We start from the raw sequence: 13,106 nt of genomic DNA, 5'->3' as shown, positions 1-13,106 counted from the left end.
AAAAGGACATATTAAACGAAATTAAAAGAACGGAGGAATATCCATGAGGTTTTCAGAACGTTTGCATCAAAAATTACAGCCTGTTTGGCGTAAGAATCATTCCCATCCATTTGTAAAGGAAATGGGTGAAGGTACCCTGGACAAAGAGAAATTTCGTTTCTATATGATTCAGGATTATTTATATTTAATTGACTACTCGAAGCTGTTTGCAATAGGTGCAGTAAAAGCAAATGAGTTAGAGGATATGACTGTATTTGCAGCTTTATTGCATTCTACGATGAATGAGGAGATGTCCCTTCATCGCAGCTATGCGGCCCGCTTTGGAATTTCGAATACAGAGCTTGAAAACGCGCAACCTTCACCGGTTACGTTAGCCTATACACACTATATGCTTCATTCCGCACAAAACGGAACACTGGCTGACCTATTAGCTGCCCTGCTTCCATGTATGTGGAGTTATTGGGAAATAGGGAAAGAGCTTAGCGAAATTCCCGGGGCAAAAGACCACGAACTTTATGGAGAATGGATTACCATGTACAGCTCTAAGGAATTTGGCCAGTCAGCCCAGTGGTGCATCGATTTGCTGGATAAAGAAACAGATGGAAAGTCTGAAAGGGAACTGCTGCAATTAGAAAAGATCTTTTTAAATACAACGCGCTATGAATATATGTTCTGGGAGATGGCTTATAACGAAGAAATGTGGCCAACAGATGAGTAAGCAGGTTTTACAGTTTAAGGATGTTACTTTTCACTATCCATCGGAAGACAATACTTCATTAGATTCCATTCTGGAAGGTATCGACTTTAGTGTTGAAGATGGTGAATTTGTCAGTATTATTGGGGCCAGTGGTTCGGGGAAAAGCACCATATTTCGTTTGGTTACAGGACTTGAACAACCTGTGAACGGTGATATTTTATTGAACGGAAAGAAAATGACAGACCGTTTAGGAAAGGTCGGCTATATGCCGCAGCAGGATCTGTTAATGCCATGGAGAACGGTGATGGATAACGCTGTATTGCCTTTGGAAATAAAAGGAATGAAAAGGGAAGAGGCAAAAAGCCATGTACGGAAACTGCTGGATGATTTTGGGCTGAAAGGTGTGGAGAATGCTTTGCCGAGTGAACTTTCAGGAGGAATGAAACAGCGGGTATCCTTTTTACGAACGATCCTAAGCGGGTCAAACATTTTATTATTGGATGAACCATTTAGTGCTTTGGATGCTATCACCCGACTGACCATGCAGGAGTGGTTACTTGACCAGTGGAAGAAATGGAAGAAAACGATTCTATTTATTACGCATGATGTGGATGAAGCATTATTTTTGTCAGACCGTATTTTTGTAATAATAAAGCAAAAGCCGAATACGTCCATACAAGAGGTCAAGATTCCTTTAGACCGTCCTCGAAGCGTACGCGATTTAAGCCAAATGGATATGGTTGAATTAAAAGAACAATTAATCGAAAAGCTTCGTTCGAGGGTGGAAGTATGAAAAAAAATCTCCATTCCTATGTATTATCCAGCAGCTTTGTGGTAGTCATACTGATTGTTTGGGAAATTGGAGCCCGCGTATATAATAGAAGTTTCATATTACCGACGCCTACAGATATTTTATGGAAGCTATGGGAGTTAAGGTCTGTATTGCTGTTTGTACATCTCCCGGCCACGGTATCCGTTATGGCAATTGGACTGATCGCTTCTATCATCATAGGCATTGCGCTGGCTGTATGGATGAATAGGAGCAAGGTTGCGGAGAAAACCTTTTATCCGATTATCATCGTTTCACAGACCATTCCAATCATTGCCTTAGCACCTATTTTTGTCGTTTGGTTTGGGTATTCGATTTGGAGTAAAGTGGTCGTTACATTCTTAATTACCTTTTTCCCCATTACTGTAAGCACGTTTGATGGGCTGCGTTCCTCCAGCAAAGAATTAAAAGAATTATTATTGACGATGGGTGCATCCAAAAAGGATATCTTCTTTAAATTGGATGTACCCACCGCACTTCCCTCTTTTTTCTCCGGTTTAAAGGTAGCTGTTACGTTCAGTGTCATTGGCGCAGCTATCGGAGAATGGCTGGGAGCACAGGCGGGTCTTGGTTATTTTAGCCGTCGGATGATGACTCAGTTTGATGGTGCATCTGTATTTGCACCGATTGTTTTATTATCGCTCGTTGGGATTCTGTTATTTTTACTTGTATCAGGCTTGGAAAAAATATGTTTGAAATGGAGAAGGTAACGATGAAAAAATTTATGATGATTTGTTTTAGTTTATTATTTATTCTATTACTGGCTGCTTGTGGAGGCAACAATTCTTCCCAAGAAGCGGATCCTGCAGGGAGTGCCAATGAGGAATCAGAAGGCAACGAACTAAAAGAGGTAAGTATTATGCTCGATTGGTATCCCAATGCTGTACACAGCTACTTATATGTAGCGCAAGAAAAAGGCTACTTTGAAGAAGAAGGTGTACAGGTTGATATTCAATTCCCGACAAATCCAACAGACCCGCTAAACCTTACGGCTGCTGGTCAAGTAACTTTAGGATTGTATTATCAACCAGATGTGATTATGGCTCAGGCAAATGAGAATGTTCCAGTCAAGTCCATTGCATCAATCGTCCGCTCTCCCCTAAATCATGTTGTCTTCCTTGAGGATCAACCTATACAGTCGCCGAAAGATTTGGAAGGTAAGAAGGTAGGCTATCCAGGAATTCCGTTAAATGAGGTATTGCTGGAAACAATGGTTACACATGATGGGGGAGACTTCAGTAAAGTCGAAATGATTGATGTCGGATTTGATCTGAATTCTGCCGTTGTCACAGAAAATACAGATGCGGTCATTGGAGCCTATATTAACCATGAAGTACCTGTGTTAAAACATGAAGGGTATGAAACCCGTCATTTCAATCCTGTCGATTATGGGGTGCCTTCCTATAATGAAATTGTCCTCGTTACAGCTGATGAAACGTGGGAAGAAGACAAAGAGGCGATTCAATCCTTCTGGAGAGGTGCTGAAAAAGGATATGAATTTATGAAAGAAAATCCGGAGGAAGCACTGACCATATTATTAAATAATCAAGAAGAAGCGAGCTTCCCATTAGTGGAAGAGGTGGAAAAGGAAAGCCTTGAAATCCTGCTGCCTAAAATGGCTGATAAGGGAGCGGCGTTTGGTTCACAAGACGAGGAAAACTGGGAGGAAGTAAGAGATTGGATGTATGAGGCTGGTTTAATTGAAACAGCACCAGAAGTAAATGAGATGATTACAAATATGGAAGAATAACATTGCTTGATAACATTGCTTTAAGTGTTCTAACTTACTAACGGCTATAGTCAAATTTAAGCTGAAGATTTCCGTTGCCAGTTTTTTCACAGAGGAATTTATTTAATGAAATAAAAATTTCAGATCCACAGTACTTTAGATTTGTACTGCATTGGGTCTGGAATTTTTTTGATGGATAAATGAAACTTCGTTTATTTTATATGCTCTCAATCGGAAACGCTTTCGTATGCATACACGTTAACGATTTGTTTGGTTGTGCAGCCGTTCATGGTATAATAAAGCGCTAAGGGAAATTAAGACTTTCTCATAATTGAACGGATGCTAAGAAAAGCCTCCGTCTAGGATAAAATATGGAGGTGCAAGAGATGAATAAACGATGGACAATCAGTGAAATAAATGATTTTGTTGAGAAAAATTCGGAAAGCAGGCTGTTGTCAACGGAATATCACGGTTATTCCCAAAAGTTGCTATTTAAATGTTCATGCGGGAACAATTTTGAAAAGACATTTACGAAATTCAAAAACAAAAACCAGCGTAAATGTGATGTGTGTGAACCGCCAAGACCGTCAAGATAAAGGGATAGACAAAGGACTTCTGTGAATTAGGATTTTCATTTTTGAGGTGGTTTTTTTACAAGTAAAACTTCAGATTAATTTATGGTAGGATTCCAAAGATATTTTTATAGAGAGGGGTATATCGTATTCCCTCCAAGCAGTACCAGAAAACGATTTACTATAAAAGAATTATTTGTGAATACTTAAACCATTAACAATAAGGGGGAAATGAACATGGCAGAGGGAAACGGAATCAGCAATGAAAAGGAGTTGTCACGAGAACAACGTGAAGAATTACTTAGCGTGTTGAAAGCCCGTTTTGAGAAAAACATGAATCGCCATAAAGGTCTGGAATGGGATAAAGTCCAGGCAAAGCTGGAAGCTAGTCCGGAAAAACTTTGGTCGCTCAATGAAATGGAAAGAACTGGCGGTGAACCGGATGTAGTTGATCATGATCAAAAGAAGAACGAATACACTTTTTATGATTGTTCAGCAGAAAGTCCTAAAGGTCGCCGAAGTGTCTGCTATGACCGGGAAGGGCTGGAGTCAAGAAAAAAACATAAACCAGAAAATAATGCGATGGATATGTCAGCTGCCATGGGCGTTGAACTTTTAACGGAAGAACAGTATCGAGCATTGCAGGAACTTGGTCATTTCGATAAGAAAACGTCGAGTTGGGTGCAAACCCCCTCTGATATTAGGGAACTTGGCGGTGCTCTTTTTTGTGATTGGCGCTATGGCCACGTCTTCTTATATCACAATGGAGCGTCATCTTACTATAGCTCTAGAGGATTTCGAAGCTCGTTGACGGTCTGAATTTTGTACAGATAGCTAAATTTACACTTGACAGTGGATCACCTGTCATAAGTCACTAATTGACGAAGCGGTCCATTACTATTTTCAAAGTTGAATGTGCTACGTTAGGATTACTGATTTGTAATTATTATCTGGATCTGCAGTAGTATAATAATAAATCAGATCAATATGTGGAATAGGTTATCCATCTTCATGAAAAATAAAACAGAGCATTGAATAAGTGGGTTGTTTTGGTTTGACATTGTCTAATGATATTATCGGGTAGCCTATTCGATTAATAACTGGTTTGAATTTTATTTTACCGAAAAAGCTCCATCGCTGAAAAAACGTTGTCGGTTGTATAGGCATTTATATGTTTCCAATAAATTGACAGTATAATGAAATAAATATATTCTATAATAAGAATAAGATACTGAGTAGCTGTAACTACTCAGTACCGGCAACTACAAACCGCATAATGAGCGGAAGACCAAGTTATGATGTTGTACAAAGAAGTAATCGCCATCTTAGTCAGAGTGGGCGGTTACTTCTTTTTGTGTAAAAAAACGACAATAGATACAATAAAAGACAGAACCGCTATATGAGACTAAATTGCGCTACTAGATTTAAAGCTTCTTATGTCGTCATCTTACCACCTCCCCTCTATAGGAAGATGGTCAACCGCCCACCACGATAAAATAAACTATAACAGCGTAATACCCCTATTAGAAAAAGGGAATTTTTAGTATCCCAGCGCTTTACGAATCCAGCAAGCACTCTCACAGTGGTGCAACTGTTGTGGGATTTATAGAGGTTGAATCGAGACAGATCAGCTTCCCGTGACCCTGAAGCCATTAAAAAAGTCAGTCCGAAGTTTGACTGACTTTTTCAGGCACTAGTAAATTTAATTAATAAATTCCATCCGCAACTGGAGTGGCAAGCAGTTCATGAAGGTGTTTATCAATCTGATCATGATAATAAGAGCCTTCACCGCCAAATAATCCAAAGTGTCCAGCGATGCTATGGATGACCTTTAATTCACTATTCGGAATCATGTTTTGCTCTGCTTTACAGTCTCTTGGAGGGAAAAACATATCTTCATCGATTGGCATCACAAATACTTTTGCTTTAATTCTGCCAAGCGCCTCTTTAAGGTTACCATTTGTCATCCTGCTGACATCTCCACGCTGCCACTTCCAGGCCATCGTCAGTAAAGCGTTCGGGTCCATTCCTTGAAAAAAGGGCTCGAGAAATCCCGTTACAAATTCCTCTGCAGATTCAACGCCGAAAAGGGTCCATTTTTCCTGCTGATAAAATTCGGTGCTCAATCCCATCACTGACCAGATATCTGCATGCCTTTTTAAACCGTCTGCCACTTCTGTATTGGAGTTATAGTTCCCATTATTCCAGCCGGGGTCAGAGGTAATGGCGTCCATCAATGTTTGGGTAAACAGGAAATCATGAATGGTATTCTTAGCGGTTCCGGCAATAGGAGCAGCACGTTTTACCATGTCTGGATATCTTACTGCCCACTCATACGTTTGCTGTGCCCCCATAGACCCACCGACTACAAGCGCTACTTCTTTAATTCCGAATTTCTCCGTGATCAGTTGATGTTGGGCACGGACATCGTCAGCTATTCTGACTTTCGGAAAATCACTCATGGAAATCGGAGCGGGACTATTATGTGGTGAACTGGAGAGTCCATTGCCAATTTGATTAATAATGATAATGAAGTACTCTGTTGGGTTCAGTGCTCTTTCTTCTCCAATGTAAATCTCGTAATCTTTGCTTGTCCCAGAAAACCAAGTAGGTATGACAATCACATTATCCTTCGCTTCATTCAGCTCTCCAAAAGTTTTGTATGCCAATTTACAATCAGGTATTTTCCCACCATCTTCTAAATCAAAATCACCTACATTATAAATCTCGTAATCGCCGTGAATCTCCTTTGTGTAAAAGTCGTTTTTATACATTTATGTAACCCCTTTCATTTCTGTTGAAATTGGTGACTGAAAGATATTTATACTCTAATTTCATATTAATTCCAGTATTGAGAAAAGTCAATAATCAGGGTTGGATTTTACATTTGTGGAAGGTGACCTGATTCCTCTGGCCAATGGAAAGGTTATTCATAAAGCTGATGAGTACCCGAATAAATTGGAAGTGTATGAAAAAATTCTTTTTATAGCCAGATAGTTTAATAGTGTACTTTTTATTATCCGGATGTGTTTTTTGAATAGTTATAATAATCTAAAGTCGACTAAATTTATGTTGATTACGGAAAAGGAGTGTGTAATAATACAAGAAAGCGTTTGCAATTGTTGCAACTTATAATTGAAAAATATTAATCTACTTTTATTCTTGTTAATGCAAACGTTTGCGCAATTGCGCTTTGCAATAGAAACGAATTAAAACAGGAAGGGAGAGGAAAATGTGATGCACAACAATTTACAGCGCCGATTTACTGCCTTAATTCTAATTTTTATGATGCTATTAAGTGTCACACTGCCGTTTATTCCCATTCAGCAGGCCTATGCAGATTCGAATTCGGATACCCGGGTTGTCCGCCTGACGTATGATCGGGAGGATGGGAACTACAATGATTGGGATGTTTGGGTTTGGAATACAGGGGTCCTGGAGGATAATATTGACTTTACCGAATTTGAAAATGGACGCGCAACAGCTTTTATTGAGGTAGCTCCTTCTACCAAGGAAATAGGATTTATTGTTCGTAAAAAAGATTGGAGTGACCGTGAACCAAACGGCCAGCATATCGATCGGTTCATCCAGATGAATCAACAGGAAGCAATCACCAAAGTATCTGTCCGACAGGGAGATGAGGAAGTTCATATTGTTCCTGAAATTCCAAGGGCACAGATGAACAATGGAGATGCAACGTTCTATTATCGTGATTCCGGTTTGTATCTAAATGATCAGATGGATAGCTTGGGAAAAGTAGAACTGAAGGTTGCAGGCGATACATTTGAAATGACGTATGATGATGCGAACGAACGCTATGAATATGTATATGCCGATTTTCCGGAAGGCACCTATACCTATTCATTTCTGGTAACGAAAGAAGGTAAAACGGAAGAAGTAACCGATCCGTATGATGAGGAATCTGTCATTAAAAATCTAGCAGTGGATATGGCTGTTTCTGGGACGATATCTCCTCAAACAATCGATTATAATGAAAATGCAGTTCTATCATTGGATATCGAAAATGAGACCGGTGCCGGGGTCCGGGAAATTTTTGCCGATACATCATCACTCGGTGGACCTGAGCAATTAAAAATTGACCCAGAACTAAATGAAATGACAATTGCTGTCAAAGAGGATGTACCTGCCGGCATAAAGGAAATCCCGCTGACTGTCGTGGATGAATTCGGCAACGTACATAACGGGACAGTAACGATAGAAGTTGAGACACGTCAGTTTGCAGACGGCGAAGACTTTGATTGGGATGAAGCAGTCATTTACTTTCTTTTAACCGATAGATTTTTTGACGGGGATGAATCGAACAATGCCCCCTATGGTTTAAATTATGATACAAGTAAACATGGGACATACCAGGGTGGTGATATACAAGGGATTACTGAAAAATTGGATTATCTGGATGAACTTGGGGTCAATACGATTTGGATCAGTCCCATTGTAGAAAATATCCGATATGATGTCCGTTACAATACTCAGGATGCTTATCCGGATCAGCCATTCTATGGTTACCATGGCTACTGGGGTAGTGACTTCGAGAATTTAAATCCACATTTTGGAGATATCGAAGACTTGCATGAGCTGATTGATGAAGCGGCAGCCCGCGATATGAAAATTATGGTTGATGTTGTTCTCAATCATACCGGTTATGGGTTGAAGGAAATGGATGGGGAGCTTCCGGAAGCCGAACAGCCTGCAGGATATCCGTCTGATGAAGAGCGAACATTGTACAATTCGCTTCTAAGACAGGGAAGTGATGTTGGCAGTGATGAGGTGACAGGGGAACTGGCAGGGCTTCCGGACTTTATAACAGAAGACCCGGCAGTTCGGGAACAGGTAATTGCTTGGCAAAAAGACTGGATTGCAAAATCACGAACGGAAAATGGCAATGCGATTTCGTATTTCCGAGTGGACACAGTCAAGCATGTCGACCACACGACATGGAAAGCATTTAAGAACGCACTGACAGTTGAAGATCCTTCCTTCAAAATGATTGGGGAGGCATGGGGAGCAAGTCAGCATGAAGACTTTGGTTTTTTAGAGACAGGAGAAATGGATTCCCTGCTCGATTTTGAGTTCAAGACTATTGCCAGGGATTTTGTAAATGGCGATATGGAGGATGCGAACCAACTCCTTGAAAGCAGAAACGGCGGCTTATCCAATACGGCTACGCTCGGACAATTTCTCGGCAGTCATGATGAAGACGGATTTTTGTATTCCGTTGGTGGTGATGAAGGGAAGTTAAAAGCAGCAGCCACATTGCAACTCACGGCGAAAGGTCAGCCGGTAATCTATTATGGGGAAGAGCTTGGCTTGAGCGGGAAGCATAACTACCCATTCCAGGATAATCGGTACAACATGGATTGGGCGCTTACGGAAGATAATGCCATTTTAGCGCATTATGAAAAGGTATTGGATTTCAGGGAAGAATTTTCTGAGGTGCTTTCACGTGGTTCACGAGACGACATTGCAGGATCGGATGCGGAACAATTTCTGGTGGCTGAACGCACCCATCAGGAAGATTCCGTGTATGTAGGCATGAATGTCTCAAACGATGAAAAAGAAGTAACATTGGCTGTGGACTCGGAAGAAACCATCGTGACGGACCATTACTCGGGTGACGTGTATCGAGCAGATGGTAATCATACGATTTCCGTCACACTGCCATCACTGGCTGATGGTGGGACTGTGCTACTGAGTGCTGCAAATGGGAAAATCATTGGTGATGGAATACAGGAAACGGAAGAAATTCCAGAGGACACACTGAGGGTTCATTATGAACGGCCAGACAATGATTTTACAGGACTTGGACTATGGTTCTGGGGAGATGTGGAGACACCATCAGATCAAAATGGGAGCTGGCCTTATGGGGCTTCTCCATTCACGGATAATCCTCGAACCGATTATGGTGCCTATGTCGACATCAAGCTTTCAGAAGGTGCAGAGACAGTTGGAATGCTTGTTAACCATTCGAATGGCTCCAATGTGACCTCTGATATTTTCGTTGATATTCTGGCACCTGAAATGAATGAAATCTGGTTATCGGAAGAAGGACAGCTATCGGTATATGAACCGGCTGATCTCGGTCTGGACAAATTGCGAATCAATTACATGAGTGGAGAAAATGTCTATGAGCCATGGGGGGTTTGGACATGGGGCGATGTAGTCGAGCCAAGCGAAAACTGGCCTATGGGTGCCCATGCATTTTCAAATGACCAAGTAGGAAAATACGGTGCATATGTCGATGTTAATCTTGCTGAACATGCAGAAGAAATCGGATTCCTGTTGGTGGAGAGACAAAATGGCGGCCGTCAAACGGAAGATATGTCTTTTGCCGAGCTAGAGGTGCATAACCAAATTTTCTTAAAAGAGGGGGATGATACTGTTTATACGAATCCATATTATATCTTTGAGGAAGGAATACAATATGGTGAACTCGTTGCTTTAGACCGAATCGAACTGACTTTTTCTTCTACTGCTGACTTTTCCGAACAGGAACTTAGGGAAGGAATGGCGTTGAAGGATAAGGACGGAAATGATGTGGAAATAAGAGCGATTACAAAGGATGAGGATGGTAAGACCGTTCATCTGGAAGGATCTTTTGATGTGGAACATGCACCATATCTTGCTGCTTTTATGAACCAGTCGGTACAGGTGAATAAGAGCTATAAGCTTACCGATGAGTTATACAGCTATAATGGCGATGACCTGGGAGCGACCTTGAACAAAAATAAATCCGCTACGTTAAAGGTTTGGTCGCCAAGTGCGGATGATGTATCAGTCATTTTGTACGATAAAAATGATCAAGATCAAGTTGTTGGCAATCCTGTCCCGATGACAAAAGGTGATCATGGCGTCTGGGAGGTCACCCTGAATAAAGGCAATACCGGTGTTCCTAATCTAACCGGATATTATTATCATTACGAAATGGAGCGGAATGGGGAAAAGGTATTCGCCCTGGATCCATATGCAAAATCAATGGCAACATGGAATGTCGAAACGGCAGATGAAGTTGCGGTTGGAAAAGCAGCTATCGTCGATCCATCAAAAATTGGACCGACACTCCGTTACGCAGATATTGACGGATTCGAAAAACGTGAGGATGCCATCATTTATGAGGCACATGTCCGTGACTATACATCCGATCTAAGCATTTCGGATGACCTGAACTCCGAGTTTGGAATGTTCGCTGCATTTATTGAGAAACTGGATTATCTGGAGGAATTAGGTGTTACCCATGTTCAACTGCTCCCAGTAATGAATTATTATAATGTGAATGAAAATGAACGTGAGAGATTGCTTGATTATTCATCTACTGGCAACAACTATAATTGGGGTTATGACCCACATAGTTATTTTTCATTGACAGGCATGTATTCGGAAGATCCGGATGATGCCGAGCAACGAATTAAAGAATTTAAGTTTTTGATTAAGGAAATCCATAAGCGTGATATGGGTGTCGTCCTTGATGTCGTCTATAACCATACAGCAAAAGTGGATATTTTTGAAAATCTGGAGCCAAATTACTACCATTTTATGGATGCAGATGGCACTCCGCGAGAAAGTTTTGGAGGAGGACGTCTTGGTACGACACATGAAATGGCGAGAAAAGTCCTTGTTGATTCGATTACGTATTGGGTGGATGAGTTTAAAGTGGATGGATTCCGATTTGATATGATGGGAGACCATGATGCCGAAACAATCCAACTGGCATATGACAAAGCAAAAGAACTGAATCCGAACATCATCATGATTGGTGAGGGATGGAGAACGTATGCAGGGGATGAAAATGGCGGAGATGTCATACCGGCAGATCAGGATTGGATGCAGCATACAGAAAGCGTTGCATCATTTTCCGATGAAATAAGAAATGAACTGAAGTCTGGTTTTGGTTCTGAAGGGGAACCACGCTTTCTGACCGGCGGGCCAAGGAATATCCAGCAGATTTTCGATAATGTCACAGCTAATCCGCATAATTTCCTGGCAGATGACCCCGGCGATGTTGTATCTTATATTGCCGCACATGACAATTTGACACTGCATGACGTTATTGCGCAGTCGATTAAGAAAGATCCGAAAGACCATGAACAAGAGATCCATAAACGCATTCGGCTTGGGAACACCATTGTGTTGACATCACAAGGAACAGCCTTCCTCCATGCCGGTCAGGAATATGGACGTACAAAGCAATTCCGGCATGAAGATTACAAGGAACCTGTTGATCAGCCGCCATACAAGTCGACATTTATGACTGATTCAGAGGGTAACCCATTTGAGTATCCATATTTCATTCATGATTCGTATGACTCGTCGGATGCCGTGAATAAGTTTGATTGGGAAATAGCGACAAATGCAGAAGCCTACCCAATCCATACACAGACAAGAAACTATACCCAGGGGCTCATTGAATTGCGACGTTCCACCGATGCATTTACATTGGGTACGAGAGATGAAGTGAATGCCAACGTGACGAAAATCGATGCTCCAGAAATAAAGGAGCAGGATTTGATTATTGGCTACCGCGCTGAAGCGTCCGGGGGAGAAGCATATTATGTCTTCATCAATGCGGATGATAAAGAACGTACACTGACCCTTACTGATTATGACTTAAGGGAAGGGAAAGTAATTGTTGACAGTGATGAATCAGGTATTACAGAGGTGACAGACCCATCTGGATTTGAATTGTTTCCAGACAAGATTACAATTGATGCTTTAACCGCGTTAATTCTTAAAGTAGGAGGAGTAGAATAAACCTTTAAGAAAAAGCTCGGGGAGAAGTTTAGTTCAGTTTGTGGATAGGAAGATGTTGGAAATGATATGGAGAGTATGGATAAAAGCGTACAAGGGATATGGGTTGGCGAAAAAGGAGTTCAGGACATATTAAGTTGCAGGATGAGGGACAGTTTATATTCCAACAGTGGTGAACAGAACACATATAGGTGGTATTGGCGAATATAGAAAAATTCTTTGTGAGCTCTCTTAATAATAATCCCCTTGTTTTTCCACCTGAAAGGATATCTATTGTATTTTTTCACCATTAAACGTTGGTTTGAATTAAAGTCACGCTGTATATAAAAGATGAGATGGTTTGAATGAAGTTGGGACCTTTTAAATAAGTTGCGTAGCTTTGCCCCTTTGGATTTTTTATCTGAAGGGGTTTTTCGGTGTATAAGACTTACTTAATTATGTACGTGTAACTGAATCTATATAAATAATTAAAAATTATTATGGGATATTATGAAAAAGTGTACTTAAAGTAAACAT

Annotated in this window: 8 protein-coding genes; 7 read left to right on the top strand and 1 reads right to left on the bottom strand. The window is 40.9% G+C overall.

Features of this window, described 5'->3' with window-relative positions; translation table 11 throughout:
• Positions 1-43 precede the first annotated feature (43 nt).
• The 6 genes from tenA to A4245_RS06395 all read left to right on the top strand — a co-directional run bounded on the left by tenA (position 44) and on the right by A4245_RS06395 (position 4,646).
• Positions 44-718 (top strand): thiaminase II, encoded by a 675-nt coding sequence (gene tenA, locus A4245_RS06420; protein WP_067726851.1) that lies wholly within the window; start codon positions 44-46, stop codon positions 716-718.
• The gene (locus A4245_RS06415; RefSeq protein ID WP_067726849.1) at positions 711-1,490 is read left to right on the top strand and encodes an ABC transporter ATP-binding protein; all 780 of its coding nucleotides are present in this window, start codon (positions 711-713) and stop codon (positions 1,488-1,490) included. The genes tenA and A4245_RS06415 overlap by 8 nt, the downstream gene beginning before the upstream one ends.
• Positions 1,487-2,236 carry an ABC transporter permease gene (locus A4245_RS06410; RefSeq protein WP_067726847.1) on the top strand — a complete coding sequence of 250 codons (750 nt, stop codon included), beginning with the start codon at positions 1,487-1,489 and terminating at the stop codon, positions 2,234-2,236. The genes A4245_RS06415 and A4245_RS06410 overlap by 4 nt, the downstream gene beginning before the upstream one ends.
• A gap of 2 nt (positions 2,237-2,238) precedes the next feature.
• Positions 2,239-3,276: an ABC transporter substrate-binding protein gene (locus A4245_RS06405; RefSeq protein ID WP_067726845.1), complete on the top strand. Its 1,038-nt coding sequence runs from the start codon at positions 2,239-2,241 to the stop codon at positions 3,274-3,276.
• 365 nt (positions 3,277-3,641) lie between these two features.
• Positions 3,642-3,851 carry a hypothetical protein gene (locus A4245_RS06400; protein WP_067726843.1) on the top strand — a complete coding sequence of 70 codons (210 nt, stop codon included), beginning with the start codon at positions 3,642-3,644 and terminating at the stop codon, positions 3,849-3,851.
• 213 nt (positions 3,852-4,064) lie between these two features.
• A complete protein-coding gene (locus A4245_RS06395; RefSeq protein WP_067726841.1) occupies positions 4,065-4,646 on the top strand; it encodes a DUF4256 domain-containing protein in 582 nt (193 codons plus the stop codon).
• A gap of 887 nt (positions 4,647-5,533) precedes the next feature.
• On the opposite strand, the gene A4245_RS06390 is transcribed toward A4245_RS06395, so the two are convergent.
• Entirely contained in the window at positions 5,534-6,601 is a 1,068-nt protein-coding gene (locus A4245_RS06390) for an alpha/beta fold hydrolase (protein ID WP_067726839.1), read from the bottom strand.
• A gap of 463 nt (positions 6,602-7,064) precedes the next feature.
• Here A4245_RS06390 and A4245_RS06385 point away from each other — a divergent pair, with 463 nt between their 5' ends.
• A complete protein-coding gene (locus A4245_RS06385; protein ID WP_067726837.1) occupies positions 7,065-12,593 on the top strand; it encodes a pullulanase in 5,529 nt (1,842 codons plus the stop codon).
• Positions 12,594-13,106 lie beyond the last annotated feature (513 nt).

Source organism: Oceanobacillus damuensis (genome assembly GCF_001618145.1).
Classification (GTDB): Bacteria; Bacillota; Bacilli; order Bacillales; family Amphibacillaceae; genus Oceanobacillus; species Oceanobacillus damuensis.
The sequence above is the reverse complement of the archived record's forward strand: the minus strand, read 5'-3'. Positions and strand labels throughout refer to the sequence as shown.

What these genes read in the sequence shown, in the direction of transcription:
- tenA (WP_067726851.1), top strand. Translation starts at nt 44, where the DNA reads ATGAGGTTTTCAGAACGTTTGCATCAAAAATTACAGCCTGTTTGGCGT.
- A4245_RS06415 (WP_067726849.1), top strand. Translation starts at nt 711, where the DNA reads ATGAGTAAGCAGGTTTTACAGTTTAAGGATGTTACTTTTCACTATCCA.
- A4245_RS06410 (WP_067726847.1), top strand. Translation starts at nt 1,487, where the DNA reads ATGAAAAAAAATCTCCATTCCTATGTATTATCCAGCAGCTTTGTGGTA.
- A4245_RS06405 (WP_067726845.1), top strand. Translation starts at nt 2,239, where the DNA reads ATGAAAAAATTTATGATGATTTGTTTTAGTTTATTATTTATTCTATTA.
- A4245_RS06400 (WP_067726843.1), top strand. Translation starts at nt 3,642, where the DNA reads ATGAATAAACGATGGACAATCAGTGAAATAAATGATTTTGTTGAGAAA.
- A4245_RS06395 (WP_067726841.1), top strand. Translation starts at nt 4,065, where the DNA reads ATGGCAGAGGGAAACGGAATCAGCAATGAAAAGGAGTTGTCACGAGAA.
- A4245_RS06390 (WP_067726839.1), bottom strand. Translation starts at nt 6,601, where the DNA reads ATGTATAAAAACGACTTTTACACAAAGGAGATTCACGGCGATTACGAG.
- A4245_RS06385 (WP_067726837.1), top strand. Translation starts at nt 7,065, where the DNA reads ATGCACAACAATTTACAGCGCCGATTTACTGCCTTAATTCTAATTTTT.